This is a genomic window from Orbaceae bacterium lpD04, from assembly GCA_036251935.1.
GTDB lineage: Bacteria > Pseudomonadota > Gammaproteobacteria > Enterobacterales > Orbaceae > Orbus > Orbus wheelerorum.
Genome location: CP133967.1, coordinates 502028 through 517214, shown reverse-complemented (window position 1 = coordinate 517214; position 15187 = coordinate 502028). Strand labels below are relative to the sequence as shown.

The window sequence follows — 15187 nt, the reverse complement described above, 5'->3', positions numbered from 1 at the left end:
GTAGTGAATACTAGTGAACACCAAAAAAATAAGTATTCACTATATAATATACTGATTTATAGATGTTTATTTAGATAGTGAATAGTGGTGAATACTTAATTGAAAATTTTATAATTATAGGGGGGTAGGCAAAAGATATTACCCGATTGGGGGAATGCCTAGCCTAGCCTAGACTATTCTTTTCTTGGTAAGCGGTGTCTTTATTATAGATATTGAACTGGGCGGATTAACGGCTGATTGGCTGAAAAGCTAGACGATTTGTTTTATTGAATTCTGTCACAAGCGCAATTTTGTGCCCGTTGATATTATTAAGGTTGTAACCAATTATAGATATATGTCTACAGTTGTGGTGATATGACCATGACTGACAGTTATATCCTTATGAGTACGACTTATTAGTTGTATAGATATCCATATAACTAACTGTATTGATAGCAATATGCTTGATTAATGGCATAACGATATGGTTACACCATTGTTTTAACTATTAACAACCTTGAATTGTCTTGTCCCTGATAGTGATACATTGCCATTACTGGCTTGCTCTACAAAGTCGCCCCACCAATCAAGCATAATCCGTTTTTGTTGTTCATATTCAGCGCGATTATAGGCTCGTCTTACTGCGTTTTTATCAACATGAGATAATGCGCTCTCTATTACGTCATAATTAAAGCCTTGTTCATTTAGTGCTGTACTGGCTAGAGATCTAAGTCCATGAGCGACTAATCTATCTTTATAGCCCATTCTTTTTATAGCCATGTTAGCGGTTTGACTACTCATAGGTTTATCGTATGGGGGTCTAGCTGTTGGAAAAACAAAATCACCTTTTTCTTTTGTGTAGCTCATTATTGTTAATATGTTAACAGCTTGTTGCGATAACGGGATATTGTGCGCCCTGTCCATTTTCATACGTTCAGCAGGGATTGACCAAAGTCTATTATCTAAGTCTATTTCGCTCCATTTCGCGCCTACAGCCTCATTGGGTCGGGTTAAAGTTAATAATTGCCACTCTATAACACATCTTGTTTGTAATTCAATACTAGCCAAGGATAAAGCTTTCATGAATTCGGGTAATTCAGTTGGTGCTATTGTTGGCTGATTCTTCACTTTTGGACTATTGAAAACGTCTGTTATTCTGGCCAGTGGATTGCTATCGATAATCCCCATATTAACGGCATAATACATTATTTCATTAATTCGCCTACATACTCGTTTAACCGTCTCATATTTATTATTGTGATTTAATGGCTGTAATGCGTTAATTGCCTTGATTGCGGTTACTTGATTAATGGGAATATCTTTTATATAGGGGAAAACATGATTTTCTAGCGATCTCCATGCTTTTTTTAATGTCAGTTCTTCCAACCCTTGCTCTGTTTTAAACGCGAACCAACGTTGTGCGATAGCATAAAATGAATTATTTAACTGTATTTGTTTTTGTTGCTCTAACTCTTTTTTATACTCTTTAGGATCTATACCTTGATTAATTAACTCCCTCGCCTCATCACGTAGTTTTCTAGCCTGCTGTAATGAGATTTCAGGGTAATTACCAAAAGTTAGTAAATTCTCTTTCTTGGTAAGAGGGTTATTATATTTTAATCGCCATACTTTAACCGCATTCACTTTAACTAATAAAAATAACCCACCACCGTCAAAATGCTTTTTATCTTTATTGGTTGGCTTAAATGATTTTATTTGTGTATCTGTAAGCGGGGTTATTTTAATAGCCATATTTAGCCTTTTCGGGGTATAAAATTTGAGGGTATGAATTTGTACCCCTAAATATACCCCGATTAAATTTGGCTGTAAATGGGCATTAATGTGCATTAATGGGGGTTATTTTATTATGTAACCTTGAATTTAATAGGTTTGAAGTGTGTTAATGGGTATTAATGATTGTTATTAAATATTGAATTGGTGCCGTGAGCGGGACTTGAACCCGCATGCCCTAGAGCACTACCCCCTCAAGATAGCGTGTCTACCAATTTCACCACCACGGCAGCAAGAAGAAACTATTCTGGAATATCAGATGTCGGATTAACTGGCTCGGGAGCCTTTGTTGTAGCAGGTACTTTGCTATCGCTTGTCTGATTTAAATCCGTATTTGATGCAGATTGCGCAGGAGAACTTGATGTAGTCCCTTCTTCAAGATTCCAAAAGCCATCATTACTGGTTTTTCTGCTACCAATGTTTGATAATGCAATACTAATTATGAAAAATATTACACCTAAAATTGTGGTTGTACGGGTTAAAAAATTACCAGTTCCGCCTGAGCCAAATAAAGTTGCAGAGGCCCCTGAACCGAATGATGCACCCATGTCTGCGCCTTTACCTTTTTGGATTAAAACTAAACCAACAATAGCAATTGCGACGATTAGAAAAACAATAATAAGGATTTCGTACATTTTAACCTGCAGTTAATTCAATTGTTCTTTCGTTAATTGTAAAATATTTCAGCGTGAAAGAAAAATAAAAATATTGATGGCGAATATTATCGAAACCTGAGCCAACAAGCAAGTAGATTTTAGTATTTTTATTAAAATGATATTAAACAATAGTACGCATTAAGCACATAAATAAGTATAATGGCGCCATTTTTATAAAGTGATTAAGACAAAACATGAAATTTATTATTAAGCTCTTCCCTGAGATCACAATTAAGAGTGACTCGGTTCGTTTACGTTTTATTAAAATTTTGACCAGTAATATTCGTAATATTTTAAAACATCATAGTGATGTCGCTGTTATTAGGCATTGGGATTTTATTGAAGTTAGACCGAGAATCCAAAATAGTGAAGAACAGATTTTAGATTTACTCTCACGTATTCCAGGTATTCACCATATTTTAGTGGTAGATGAACTGCCTTTTATTAATGTACATGATATCTACGAAAAAACCCGCGACTATTTCTCGCCAATCATTGAAAATAAAACATTTTGTGTCAGAGTAAAACGCCGAGGAAAACATGATTTTTCATCTATAGAAGTAGAACGTTACGTCGGCGGTGGTTTAAACCAATATGTACAAAGTGCAAAAGTAAAACTAACTAAACCTGATATCACCGTTAATCTAGAAATTGACCAAGATAAATTATTATTAGTGAAAGGCCGCTATGAAGGTATTGGTGGTTTTCCAATTGGTACACAAGAAGATGTTTTATCACTTATTTCGGGTGGATTTGACTCAGGCGTATCAAGCTATATGTTGATGCGTCGCGGTTCACGAGTACACTACTGCTTTTTTAATTTAGGTGGAGCGACTCACGAGATTGGCGTAAAACAAATGGCTCACTATCTATGGAACCGTTTTAGTCGTTCACATAAAGTCCGATTTATTGCGATTGATTTTTCAGATGTTGTCGGTGAAATTTTAGAGAAAGTTGATGATGGCCAGATGGGCGTTGTACTGAAACGAATGATGGTTCGCGCTGCATCATATATCGCTGAAAAATATGGTGTGCAAGCATTGGTAACAGGTGAAGCGTTAGGTCAAGTTTCAAGCCAAACTTTAACTAATTTGCGCTTGATTGATAATGCGTCCGATACTCTGATTTTGCGTCCATTAATTACTCATGATAAAGAACACATCATCAAGCTAGCTAGACAAATCGGCACTGAAGATATTGCTAAAACTATGCCTGAATTTTGTGGCGTTATATCAAAAAATCCAACAGTAAAGGCTATAAAAGAAAAAATCGAAAGTGAGGAATCAAATTTTGATTTTAGCATACTTGATAAAGCAATTACTGAAGCAAAAAATATTGATATAAGAGAAATAGCTAAACAAACTAATACGACAATTCAAGAAGTAGAAACTGTTTCAGCATTTACAAGTAATGATATTATTATTGATATTCGCTCACCAGATGAACAAGAAGACAATCCTTTAAGTATCAAAGATATAGAGGTGATCTCATTACCATTTTATAAATTAACTAGTCAATTTTCTGGTCTAAATCAAAATAATCAATATTTACTATATTGTGAGCGAGGAGTCATGAGTAAGTTACAAGCCTTATACTTGATAGAACAAGGATTTAATAATATTAAGATATATAGCCCTCATTCAATAAAAGCAAATGATTAACAAAGCCTAAATATGAAAGCAATTGGACCACTATTTGTTGCTGCGGGAGCGGTTTGTTACGGCCTTCCCGCAACACTTATGAAATTAGCAAATAAACAAGATTCTAACGTGGGAAATATCCTGTTTTTTTTGTTTCTATGTTCCGTTATTATTCTATTTTTACTTGGTAAGATAATTTCAAAAAAAACGAATGTAGCTAGAATTTCATACAAAAAGCAAATAATAATGGCACTATCAGGCATTTCGATCGCAATAACAAACTGTTGTTATTTTTTATCGTTGTCTTACCTCCCGGTTGCTGTTGTAGCTGTTATGCTAATGCAATCAGTATGGCTAGCGATGACTTTAAATTGTTTATTGAATCGATGTTTACCTTCTCGTTTGCAAGTCATTATTGTATTGTTAATCTTATTTGGAACTCTCCTTGCAACGAATTTGATTGCAGTACAAGGCACTATTTCATTTTATGGATTAGTTTTAAGCTTTATTGCAGCATTTAGTTATGCACTAACAATACAAGCAACAAATAAGTTATTGCCTGAGTTGCCCCCAATCAAAAGAGCAAGTTTAATGAGTATAGGGGCTTTTATTATTATTGCCGCCATTTTTATACCAAAATTATCACTTGATACGCTAATCAATGATCTAAAGTGGGGAGCGATAATATCTATTTTTGCAATGGTGCTTCCTCTAACTTGCTTATCTTTTGGAATGCCTAAAACACCAAGAGGGATTGGAGAAATTATCTCATCACTCGAATTACCTGCCGCAATTATTTTTGCCTGGCTAATATTGGCTGAAAAAATAAATTTAATGCAGTTGACTGGAGTAATAATAATTATTATTGCAGTTATTTTAAGCCAATTTCAGAAAAAATAAAAAATATTAATAAACAATGGCATGCATATAAACATACCGTTGATTTATAATAATGTTGATTATTTAATTTGAATAACTAGCAATTCCTGTAGGAAGTATTAATTGACTTGCAACCTCTGCTGCTTTTGAATTGCCGGCTAAAACAGCAATGATCTTTAAGGCAAAATCGATGGACGTTGCGGGTCCCTGGCTTGTAATTAGCCGATGAACCTCATCATAATAAACACGATCATCATGCCAATGTTTAAACGATGACTTAGTCGTTGGATAACCAGTCATAATCGCATGAGGGAACAAATTATGATATTGTAAAACCATCGCTGGTGTCGCACAAATAGCCGCGATAAGGTGACCCTGATCATGAGTTTGTTTTAATTTTTCGATAACTTGTATTGAATCACGAAAATTTTCAGCCCCTTTCACGCCGCCCGGTAAAATCACAACATCAAATTGATGATCGATAATTTGCGCAAAAGATTTCTGCGCTAAGATAGTAACACCACGAGAGCATAAAACCTCTCTTTCTTGAGTAATACTTGCGGAAATGACTTCAATGCCCGCACGAGTTAGCAAATCAATTGTCGTTACCGCTTCGGTTTCTTCACAGCCTTCAGAGAGTAAGACTAAAGCTTTTGACATAACAACCCCCTTTATCGAATTGCATCAATTATTATTTATATGACTCATTATAAAATTTAGCTAAATAGGCCTATCTCTCATAATCTTAACGTTATGAGAGATAAAATTAGTTACTTTTTATTCTCTCAATCTCAGCACCAAGTCCACGAAGTTTATCTTCTATCATCTCATAGCCACGATCGATGTGGTAAATGCGATCAATATATGTGGTACCTTTAGCAATACACCCAGCAAGGACTAAACTTGCAGATGCGCGCAAATCGGTTGCCATTACCTCAGCACAAGTAAGCTGCTCAACACCAGTTGTAATTAGCATATGACCTTCAATTTCAGCTTTAGCGCCCATTCTGATCAATTCTGGAATATGCATAAAACGGTTTTCAAAAATAGTCTCTTTAATAATACCAGTGCCTTTGGCAACTATATTTAATAGTGAGAACTGCGCTTGCATATCGGTAGGAAATCCAGGATGAGGGGCTGTATTAATATTAACCGCCTTAGCTTGCTTACCTTGCATATCAATACTAATCCAATCTTCTCCTGTTTCTATCACCGCGCCCGCATCACGTAGCTTTGCAATAACAGCATCAAGCATGTTAGGGTCAGTATTACGACATAAAATTTTACCTTTTGATATTGCAGCTGCAACTAAATAGGTACCAGTTTCAATGCGATCTGGTAAAATTTTATGAACACCACCACCCAGCTTTTCCACACCATCAATCACAATATGATCGGTTCCGGCACCAGTGATTTTAGCGCCTAAGGTATTTAAAAATTTTGCTGTATCAACAATTTCTGGCTCACATGCTGCATTTTCAATTATGGTTTTTCCTTCGGCTAATGTAGCTGCTGTCATAATTGTAACCGTCGCACCTACGCTCACTTTATCCATAACAATATGAGCACCTTTAAGTCGCCCATCTACTGTCGCTTTAACATAACCTTCATCAAGAGTAATTGTAGCACCTAGTTTTTGTAGTCCTGAAATATGCAAATCAACAGGCCTTGCACCAATTGCACAGCCGCCAGGTAATGATACTTGCCCCTGACCAAAACGTGCAACTAATGGCCCAAGAGCCCAAATTGAAGCTCGCATTGTTTTAACAAGCTCATAAGGAGCACAAAAATTATTAACGTTGCTCGCATCAAGGTCAATAACACCATTGCGTTTAATATTAACACCTAAACGTTCTAGCAATTCAAGTGTAGTATCAATATCCTTTAGTTTTGGTACGTTTTGAATCTCGACGGGTTCTTCAGCCAATAATGCAGCAAATAAAATAGGTAATGCAGCATTTTTAGCACCCGATATAGTAACTTCACCGCTAAGCTCAGTCGGTCCTACAATTTTAAACTTTTCCATAAAAAAATGATCTCAGTATACTCTCTAAAATTTAGTCTTATTATAGAGATAATCATTTAAGAAGTAAGTAGTTATTAATACAAATTAACTAATTATTTAATTATTTATGATAAAAAATTTGTACTTAGTTGATAGAATTTAAAATTACACGCGAGATTTAGATTATATGCCTTTACTAATCGTGATTATTTAATAAAAAAATGCTAGGATAATAACTATAAGCAATAACTTGTTCAATTAAGGAAAAGCGATGTTTGATAATTTAGCTAAAGCAGGTAAATATCTTGGCCAAGCGGCTAAATTGATGATTGGGATCCCCGATTATGATACTTATGTACAGCATATTAAGTTAACCCATCCTGAACAAACGCCAATGACCTACGAAGAGTTTTTTAAAGAACGCCAAGAAGCTAAGTATAGTGGTAAGGGTGGATTTAAATGCTGTTAATCCCTTTTTAGACTTAATAAAGGCTACCAATGACAGAATCATCACACCTTCCCGTTACAATTTTAACTGGTTTTTTAGGATCAGGTAAAACAACATTAATAAACTACTTGCTTAACCATAATCACAATGAAAAAATTCTGATCATTGAAAATGAATTTGGTGCAGTTAACGTCGATAGCGGGTTACTAAAGAAAGATGCCAACATCGAAATTGTTGAAATGACTAATGGCTGTATCTGCTGTAACGTACAAGGCGAGCTTACGCAGGCATTACATCAACTGCATCAAAAACGCTTAAATGGTACGGTACAATTTGACCGCCTAATTATCGAAACAACAGGCCTTGCTGATCCCGCTCCAATTGTACAGACTTTTTTTATTGATGATTTTATCCGTGAAACAATTCAACTTGATGCTGTAATTACTTTAGTTGACTGTGAACATATTTTAAAACAACTCGATGAACATCGCGTTGCCTCTTTGCAACTTGGTTTTGCTGATCGAATTATCCTAACTAAAACCGATCGTATTGATGAAGAACAAAAACAAACGGCTTTAGATAGAATTAATAAAATTAACAATAAAGCTAAAATTTTTGTTGCAACTAAAGGACAAATTCCTAAACATCAATGGTTAGATATCCATTCTTTTGATTTAGACGATGAGCTTGAAGTAAGCAAAGGTTTCTTTGTCATTAATAGTAAAAAGCCACTAACATCAGACTTCAAACCGATTAACTCGAATTATGCGAAACAATCATGGAATGATGATATTTGTTCTTATGTTTTTGAAGCAGGAGAACTAGATTTAAAGAAAATAGGCGCATTTACTGAACAGTTAATAGAGCAATATGGCAATGATATGTTGCGTTATAAAGGTGTTTTAGCAATAAAAGATCAACCTCAGCGTTTAATCGTACAAGGCGTTCATAAAGTTGTTGGATTTGATTATGGATCTAATTGGGAAAAACCCAATGAGCGCATATCAAGAATGGTTATTATTAGTCGTAAATTACCGTTTGAAGAACTCAAACAGGCATTTTTAGAAACTATCGCTGAAGAGTAATTTAAATTGATATAGTTTTTATATGGTTTTAATTTATTAAAATATAAAGCGGGGAATTAGCCCGCTTCAAGAAGAACACTAGATGACCTAAATCCTCATTATAATCCTAGCAATTTCCGCTCTAATTTCCATTGCGCTGGTGTATAAGTCTTAATAGACAATGCATGAATACGATTATCTGCAATATATTCAGCGAGTGGTGCATAAACTGCTTGTTGTTTTTTAACTCGACTTAAATCAGCAAAAAGATCGCCTACAGCAATAACTTGAAAGTGACTTCCATCATCGCTCATCGCATAAACTTCATCTAACGATAATGATGTCATTAATTTATCTTCAATTTCTTTTTTATCCATGATATTACCATTATTTAAAACTAAACTAATATAACGGGATCAAGATCATAGAGCTCAATCAACGTAGTTAGTTGTAGGGAAACACCAGTTAATTTAGTGTTATATTTAATACACAAATAGGTCAATAGCGCTAAACCTGATGAATCGACTCGATTAAGCTTTGCTACATCAATATTATCGATATTAGTTAATAGTTTTGAATGTTGTGACCAGATCTGCGCAAGAGTATTACAATCTAGAATACCATCTAGATAAAGTGTCCTTGCTTGCTTTTCAATGCTAATCGAAGTCAACATAATCATTCCTTGTTTCTATTAAATTAATTTGCTTGCGTTGCATCAGGATCAATTTTTTGACTAGCTAAAGATTGCAGCTGTTTAGTTAATGCATTGATGCCATTAGTTCTAAGGATTGTTGCCCACTCACTTTGTTTTGTTGTGATCATGCTGACACCTTCAGCAATTAAGTCGTATGCTTTCCACTCACCTGACACCGTATTTTTACGCCATTGGAAATCAAGACGAATTGGTTGTTGCCCTGCATCTGGGCTGATCAATAATACGCGAATAGAGACAAGATTTTTATTAGTTAAATCTTTCTCACCTTCAATTTGATATTTTTGACCTTTATACATTGATAACGCTTGTGAAAAAGCCTGTACTAAGTAATTTTCAAATGCAGTAAAATAAGCGTCACGCTGCGCTGGTGTCGCTGATTTATAATAGCTACCTAAAACAAGTGCGCCTGCGTATTTAACTTGAATATAAGGTAATAGATCTTGCCTTACTACATCTCGTAATATTTCAGGATTATTCTTAATTTGCTCAGATTTACTATTAATTGTACTAAAAATTTTATCTGCTGCTAGTTGCATTTGCTTATACGGATTTTGGTTATCATTTTGAGCTGCCATTGCGCTCGGAACAATAAATAACACCAAAATCATCAATACTTTTTTAAACATCATTAACTCCTTCATATTCAGCCTACTTTTTTTCAGTTTTATCAGAAGAACCTGAACTATATAAAAACTGACCAATTAAATCCTCAATCACCACTGCTGGTTTAGTATTGTGAACAACAAAGCCTTGTTCAAAATACTTAGGTTGCTCACTAGTTGCATTATTTTGCGTGATTGAACCGCTTTCCTTCGCTTCTTGTGCATCAATATCATCAATCAAATCACTATCAATGCCCATAGCAACATCAATAAACTGTTCGCCAAGTAAACCCGATGTTTTTATTGATAATGTGCTGCTGCTTGGGATTTCATCATATTGTGAATTAATATCAATTGCCACATAAGGCTTATAGCTATCTAATGTAATATTAGAAATTCGGCCAATAACGACACCACCAATTTTAACTGGAGAACGCGCCTTAAGCCCGCCGACATTATCAAATACAGCGTAAATACGATAGGTTGAATTATTGGTAAATGTCGTTGCATCAGTTACTTTAAAGCAAAGAAAAAGAACTGAACAAATGACGATTACCATAAATAATCCAACGGTGATTTCAACTTTACGATTCATGTTTACATGACCTCAATTACTAAACATTAATGCAGTTAGAATAAAATCTAACCCTAAAATAGCGAGTGATGAATAAACAACAGTACTCGTTGTCGCTTTACTAATTCCTTCTGATGTTGGCGTACAATCATAACCATTAAAAAGCGCAATCCAACTTGCCGCAATAGCAAAAATAAAGCTTTTTATAAAACAGTTAACAACATCATGCCACCAATCAACGTTACTTTGGATGGAAGACCAAAAGAATCCTGAATCTATTCCTTTCCAGCTAACACCAACAATTTCACCGCCAAGAATACCTACTGCGATAAAAATAGCCGTTAAAAATGGCATACAAAAGAAACCGGCCCAAAAACGCGGAGCTATAATACGTCTTAATGGATCAATTGCCATCATTTCCATACTTGATAGCTGCTCAGTTGCTTTCATTAAACCAATTTCTGCGGTTAATGCTGAGCCAGCCCTACCGGCAAATAAAAGCCCTGCAACGACAGGACCTAGCTCGCGAAGTAAAGCTAGTGAAACTAACATACCAAGACTCGCTTCGGCACTAAACATGGTTAAAATAAAATAGCCTTGCAAGCCAAGAACCATGCCGATAAATAACCCAGAAACCATAATAATAGTTAGTGACTGCACACCAATAAAATAAAATTGCTTAACCCAAAGCGGAAATTGCTTTTTAAATTGAGGTTTACCAATTAATGCCCCAAATAACATCATTCCAGCACGGCCAAACATAGAGATGAAATTAATACCCCATTGCCCCATTTTGGCAAGTATATTTAACATTAGCGATTACCTCGACTTAGATCCACTTTGTAATCAGCAGCAGGATAATGGAACGGTACAGGGCCATCAGCAAGCCCTTCTAAAAATTGTTTTACCCGCATATCGTCATTGTTGCGTAACTCTTCAGCCGTTCCACCAGCAATAATATGCTGCTCTGCAACAATATAAGCATAATCAGCAATACTTAACACTTCATCAACATCATGTGATACGACAATGCACGTTAACCCTAATGATTGATTCAGCTCTGAAATTAGTTTCACAATGACACCCATCGAAATAGGATCTTGTCCTGCAAATGGTTCATCAAACATAATAAGTTCAGGATCTAGTGCAATAGCTCTTGCAAGAGCAGCTCGCCTTGCCATACCACCCGAAAGTTCTGATGGCATCATATTAGCAGCGCCTCGAAGTCCAACTGATTGTAATTTCATTAATACTAAATTGTGTAAAATGGGCTTTGGTAAATTTAAATGCTCACGCAGCGGATAAGCTACGTTATCAAATACAGATAAATCAGTAAAAAGCGCTCCTGATTGAAATAGCATACTCATTCGTTTACGCACTTCGTACAAACGAGACCGAGATAACTCAGGAATATTCTCACCATCAAACAAAATCGTACCCGATTGTGGTTTTAACTGCCCGCCAATTAACCTCAATAGCGTTGTTTTACCTATACCAGAAGGCCCCATAATAGCGGTAATTTTTCCTTTTGGTACCGACAAACTCATATTTTTGTAAATAGGCCTAATGCCACGATAAAAAGACATATCATGGACTTCGACCAGATTACCGGTTTGTAATGAGTTGATTGTAGATGTTGTCATCGATTTAACTCGTAATAAAAGATCATTATTAATAATGCTATGGTTACATTCTACCTGATATTTAATCATTATGAAAATGGAGAAATTTTAATATCGATTCATGCCGTTATCAATAACCAATGCCCAATCATCAATACCTCGTTTTAAGCTATAAATAAGCTGTTCATCAAAGCCATTATGAATCAAAAAATTGGCAACATTTAAGCTGCGTATGCCATGATGGCAATAAATAATAATTTGCTTATCATCTGGCAGCTGATCAAGATATAGGGGAATAAGATTCATTGCGATATGGTTTGAACCATTAATTGAACAAATTTCAACTTCACTGTCTTCACGTACATCGAGTAAAAAAATATCACATGATTTATTATTAAGTAGCTCAGCTAATTGCTTACTCGTGATTTCTTGGATATTCATAGATTATTACCATTGTAGAAAATGATCTAAAACTTGACGTAGTTTTATCGATATAAATCTACGTCAATATTTTCGTTAAATTATTGTTTTAATATACGATTATAAAGTAAAATAAATTTATACTTCTAATGCTTTAGTAATTTTTTCATATAAATCACGAGATAAATTATCAATTTTTAATAATCGTTTGAGAGCCTGACGCATTAATTCACAACGAGTCTTATCATAACGCTTTAAGCGAATCAGCGGATCAATAAGCCTTGATGCAACTTGTGGATTTTTCTGATTTAACTCAACTAAAATTTCGACTAAAAAATTGTAACCACTGCCATCAATAGCGTGAAACAAGGCTGGATTATTATTAACAAAAGCTCCAATTAATGAACGAATTCTATTGGGATTATTTAAACTAAATGAACGATGTGTTAATAACGCTTTAACATTTGCTAATGCATCTTTTTGTGGGCTAGTTGCTTGCAATATAAACCATTTATCTATTACTAACCCATCTTGATGCCAACGATGGTCAAAATCATTTAATAATATATCTTTACAAGGTAATTGGGCTTTAACCGCTGCATTTAAAGCAGCTAAGCAGTCAGTCATATTGTCAGCTTGTTGATATTGTTTATTTACCAGTTTATCGACAATATCTTGTTCACTTGCAAATGCTAATATAGTTAAGCAAGCATTTTTCAATGCTCGCTTAGCAATATCTATGTGATCAATACGATATGAAGCTGCTTTATTGTGCTGATAAACCGCAAATAGTTCATCAAACATCTCATCAGCAAATAGAGTGAGTAACCACTCACGAACAACATGAATCGCGTCAGGATCGACAACCTTGAATTGATTAGCTATCTCATTTTCAGATGGTAATGTAAGAATTTGAGCCATCAAAGCCGGATCTAAAGAAGATGACAATAATACCGAGCGAAATGCATCAATAACTGATTCGGGTATTATCATCGAATTAGAGTGTTGGTGATTACTTACATTTATTGCAATATATTTCGCCAATAACATTTGTGCCGCATCATACCGATTAAAGGCATTAGTGGTATGTTGCATCAGGAAAATCAGCTCATCATCTTGATAATCATAATGAAGTTTAACGGGAGCTGAAAAATTGCGTAATAACGCGATAATGGGTTTTTCTCGCACGTTATCAAATATAAATATCTCTTCACCATTGTGGATATTGAGTACATGGTCAATAAAATCACCTTGAAACTGTAATGGGATAATCTCGCCATTACGATGATATAATTCAATATCAAGTGGAATATGTAACGGTTGTTTCTCCGCTTGTTCTTGCGTTGCGGGAGTAAATTGTTTTATGGTTAATCGATACTGCTGTTTATCGGCGTCATAATCATCGTTAATCGTTAGTTCTGGCGTGCCTGACTGGCTATACCATAATTTAAAATGTGATAAATTAATCCCTGAGGCATCTTGCATTGCCTTCACAAAATCATCGCAAGTTGCTGCGCAACCATCATACCTTTGAAAATAAAGTTTCATGCCTGCCTGGAATTTTTCTTCGCCTAATAAAGTATGTATCATACGAATAACTTCGGCACCTTTTTCATAGACGGTAACAGTATAAAAATTATTCATTTCAATCACCTGATCAGGGCGGATCGGATGCGCCATTGGACTCGCATCTTCGGCGAATTGAACTGAACGTAGAATTTTGACATCATCAATTCGTTTCACAGCCCGAGAACCAAGATCAGCACTAAATTCTTGATCACGAAATACCGTTAACCCTTCCTTGAGACTCAGCTGAAACCAATCTTGGCAAGTCACCCTATTGCCAGTCCAATTATGAAAGTATTCATGACCAATCACCGCTTCAATCGCCAAATAATCATCATCTGTTGCGGTTTCAGGTTTTGCTAATACATATTTTGAATTAAAAATATTAAGGCCTTTATTTTCCATCGCGCCCATATTAAAGAAATCAACGGCAACAATCATAAAGATATCTAGATCATATTCTAGATTAAAACGATTTTCATCCCAACGTATCGAGTTTTTAAGGCAAGTCATAGCCCATTCGCTTCGATCTAAATTACCTTTATCAACGTAAATTTCTAATGTAACTTGCCGATTTGAACGGGTTATAAAATTATCTTGTAATACATCAAAATCACCAGCGACTAAAGCAAATAAATAACAAGGTTTAGGGAATGGATCTTGCCATTGTACCCAATGACGATCATTTTCAAGCTGCCCTTGAGCAATACGATTACCATTTGAGAGTAAATAAGGATACTGTTTTTTATTTGCCGTAATACGAGTACTAAATCTAGCTAAAACATCAGGACGATCTAAATAGTAAGTGATATGCCTAAAACCTTCCGCTTCACATTGAGTGCAAAGTGCATCACCCGAAACATATAGTCCTTCTAGCGCACTATTATCAATTGGTTTAATTTCATTAACTATCGTTAATATAAACTCATCAGGCACCGAATGCACTTCAATCCCTGTTACAGTCAATGTATAATCTTGCCAAGGGATATCATTAATATTGATCGCTAAAAGCTTAAGTGCTTCACCATCAAGTACTAGATTAGTTGCCGATACATTCTGTTTTATGAATCGACTTCTTGCAGTAACAGTTGTTATTTCAGGTGATAAGTCAAAATCAAGATCAATATCGGTTATAGTAAAATCAGGTTTAGCATAATCTAAGCGATACTTAGCAATAGGTTGATTTGAGTTCATAGCGTACCTGTCATAAAAAGAGTTATTAAAAA

The 15187-nt window shown here is 35.2% G+C and carries 15 protein-coding genes, 1 tRNA gene and 1 pseudogene; 4 read left to right on the top strand and 13 right to left on the bottom strand.

Annotated features, from left to right (window positions below; translation table 11 throughout):
• Window positions 1–480: 480 nt before the first annotated feature.
• The 3 genes and pseudogenes from RHO14_02295 to secG form a co-directional block, all read right to left on the bottom strand.
• Entirely contained in the window at window positions 481–1731 is a 1251-nt protein-coding gene (locus RHO14_02295) for an integrase domain-containing protein (GenBank protein WVD71638.1), read from the bottom strand.
• Window positions 1732–1915: 184 nt separating this feature from the next.
• Window positions 1916–2000: transfer RNA gene (locus RHO14_02290), tRNA-Leu, on the bottom strand.
• A 168-nt stretch (window positions 2001–2168) separates the two neighbouring features.
• Window positions 2169–2405, bottom strand: a pseudogene (gene secG / locus RHO14_02285) (preprotein translocase subunit SecG).
• 215 nt (window positions 2406–2620) lie between these two features.
• On the opposite strand from secG, the gene thiI reads away from it, so the two are divergent.
• Both thiI and RHO14_02275 read left to right on the top strand, forming a co-directional pair.
• The gene (gene thiI, locus RHO14_02280) at window positions 2621–4087 is read left to right on the top strand and encodes a tRNA uracil 4-sulfurtransferase ThiI (protein ID WVD71637.1); all 1467 of its coding nucleotides are present in this window, start codon (window positions 2621–2623) and stop codon (window positions 4085–4087) included.
• Window positions 4088–4099: 12 nt separating this feature from the next.
• Window positions 4100–4966, top strand: coding sequence for a DMT family transporter (locus tag RHO14_02275; protein WVD71636.1), 867 nt, complete (start codon window positions 4100–4102; stop codon window positions 4964–4966).
• Between the two features lie 63 nt (window positions 4967–5029).
• Here the strand turns inward: RHO14_02275 and RHO14_02270 are convergent, their stop codons facing one another.
• Together RHO14_02270 and murA are read right to left on the bottom strand one after the other, a co-directional pair.
• Complete coding sequence (locus RHO14_02270) at window positions 5030–5605, bottom strand: DJ-1/PfpI family protein (GenBank protein ID WVD71635.1); 576 nt, start codon at window positions 5603–5605, stop codon at window positions 5030–5032.
• Between the two features lie 106 nt (window positions 5606–5711).
• On the bottom strand, window positions 5712–6971 hold the full coding sequence (gene murA, locus RHO14_02265) for a UDP-N-acetylglucosamine 1-carboxyvinyltransferase (protein ID WVD71634.1): 1260 nt from the start codon (window positions 6969–6971) through the stop codon (window positions 5712–5714).
• A gap of 250 nt (window positions 6972–7221) precedes the next feature.
• Here murA and RHO14_02260 point away from each other — a divergent pair, with 250 nt between their 5' ends.
• A complete protein-coding gene (locus RHO14_02260; GenBank protein ID WVD71633.1) occupies window positions 7222–7419 on the top strand; it encodes a YbdD/YjiX family protein in 198 nt (65 codons plus the stop codon).
• 29 nt (window positions 7420–7448) lie between these two features.
• The gene (locus RHO14_02255; protein WVD71632.1) at window positions 7449–8483 is read left to right on the top strand and encodes a GTP-binding protein; all 1035 of its coding nucleotides are present in this window, start codon (window positions 7449–7451) and stop codon (window positions 8481–8483) included.
• A gap of 98 nt (window positions 8484–8581) precedes the next feature.
• Here the strand turns inward: RHO14_02255 and ibaG are convergent, their stop codons facing one another.
• The 8 genes from ibaG to pepN form a co-directional block, all read right to left on the bottom strand.
• Window positions 8582–8839 carry a BolA family iron metabolism protein IbaG gene (gene ibaG, locus RHO14_02250; GenBank protein WVD71631.1) on the bottom strand — a complete coding sequence of 86 codons (258 nt, stop codon included), beginning with the start codon at window positions 8837–8839 and terminating at the stop codon, window positions 8582–8584.
• 20 nt (window positions 8840–8859) lie between these two features.
• A complete protein-coding gene (locus tag RHO14_02245; GenBank protein WVD71630.1) occupies window positions 8860–9135 on the bottom strand; it encodes a hypothetical protein in 276 nt (91 codons plus the stop codon).
• A gap of 23 nt (window positions 9136–9158) precedes the next feature.
• Window positions 9159–9806, bottom strand: coding sequence for a phospholipid-binding protein MlaC (gene mlaC, locus RHO14_02240; GenBank protein WVD71629.1), 648 nt, complete (start codon window positions 9804–9806; stop codon window positions 9159–9161).
• Between the two features lie 19 nt (window positions 9807–9825).
• Window positions 9826–10374: an outer membrane lipid asymmetry maintenance protein MlaD gene (gene mlaD / locus RHO14_02235; GenBank protein WVD71628.1), complete on the bottom strand. Its 549-nt coding sequence runs from the start codon at window positions 10372–10374 to the stop codon at window positions 9826–9828.
• A gap of 12 nt (window positions 10375–10386) precedes the next feature.
• Window positions 10387–11166 (bottom strand): lipid asymmetry maintenance ABC transporter permease subunit MlaE, encoded by a 780-nt coding sequence (gene mlaE, locus RHO14_02230; GenBank protein ID WVD71627.1) that lies wholly within the window; start codon window positions 11164–11166, stop codon window positions 10387–10389.
• The gene (gene mlaF / locus RHO14_02225) at window positions 11166–11996 is read right to left on the bottom strand and encodes a phospholipid ABC transporter ATP-binding protein MlaF (protein ID WVD71626.1); all 831 of its coding nucleotides are present in this window, start codon (window positions 11994–11996) and stop codon (window positions 11166–11168) included. Before mlaF ends, mlaE begins: the two co-directional genes overlap by 1 nt.
• A gap of 87 nt (window positions 11997–12083) precedes the next feature.
• The gene (locus RHO14_02220; protein ID WVD71625.1) at window positions 12084–12416 is read right to left on the bottom strand and encodes a rhodanese-like domain-containing protein; all 333 of its coding nucleotides are present in this window, start codon (window positions 12414–12416) and stop codon (window positions 12084–12086) included.
• A gap of 117 nt (window positions 12417–12533) precedes the next feature.
• Window positions 12534–15155 carry an aminopeptidase N gene (pepN, locus tag RHO14_02215; GenBank protein WVD71624.1) on the bottom strand — a complete coding sequence of 874 codons (2622 nt, stop codon included), beginning with the start codon at window positions 15153–15155 and terminating at the stop codon, window positions 12534–12536.
• Window positions 15156–15187 lie beyond the last annotated feature (32 nt).

Bases quoted from the DNA above. Each gene is read 5' to 3' on its own strand.
- RHO14_02295 (WVD71638.1), bottom strand. From the start codon at position 1,731: ATGGCTATTAAAATAACCCCGCTTACAGATACACAAATAAAATCATTT.
- thiI (WVD71637.1), top strand. From the start codon at position 2,621: ATGAAATTTATTATTAAGCTCTTCCCTGAGATCACAATTAAGAGTGAC.
- RHO14_02275 (WVD71636.1), top strand. From the start codon at position 4,100: ATGAAAGCAATTGGACCACTATTTGTTGCTGCGGGAGCGGTTTGTTAC.
- RHO14_02270 (WVD71635.1), bottom strand. From the start codon at position 5,605: ATGTCAAAAGCTTTAGTCTTACTCTCTGAAGGCTGTGAAGAAACCGAA.
- murA (WVD71634.1), bottom strand. From the start codon at position 6,971: ATGGAAAAGTTTAAAATTGTAGGACCGACTGAGCTTAGCGGTGAAGTT.
- RHO14_02260 (WVD71633.1), top strand. From the start codon at position 7,222: ATGTTTGATAATTTAGCTAAAGCAGGTAAATATCTTGGCCAAGCGGCT.
- RHO14_02255 (WVD71632.1), top strand. From the start codon at position 7,449: ATGACAGAATCATCACACCTTCCCGTTACAATTTTAACTGGTTTTTTA.
- ibaG (WVD71631.1), bottom strand. From the start codon at position 8,839: ATGGATAAAAAAGAAATTGAAGATAAATTAATGACATCATTATCGTTA.
- RHO14_02245 (WVD71630.1), bottom strand. From the start codon at position 9,135: ATGTTGACTTCGATTAGCATTGAAAAGCAAGCAAGGACACTTTATCTA.
- mlaC (WVD71629.1), bottom strand. From the start codon at position 9,806: ATGATGTTTAAAAAAGTATTGATGATTTTGGTGTTATTTATTGTTCCG.
- mlaD (WVD71628.1), bottom strand. From the start codon at position 10,374: ATGAATCGTAAAGTTGAAATCACCGTTGGATTATTTATGGTAATCGTC.
- mlaE (WVD71627.1), bottom strand. From the start codon at position 11,166: ATGTTAAATATACTTGCCAAAATGGGGCAATGGGGTATTAATTTCATC.
- mlaF (WVD71626.1), bottom strand. From the start codon at position 11,996: ATGACAACATCTACAATCAACTCATTACAAACCGGTAATCTGGTCGAA.
- RHO14_02220 (WVD71625.1), bottom strand. From the start codon at position 12,416: ATGAATATCCAAGAAATCACGAGTAAGCAATTAGCTGAGCTACTTAAT.
- pepN (WVD71624.1), bottom strand. From the start codon at position 15,155: ATGAACTCAAATCAACCTATTGCTAAGTATCGCTTAGATTATGCTAAA.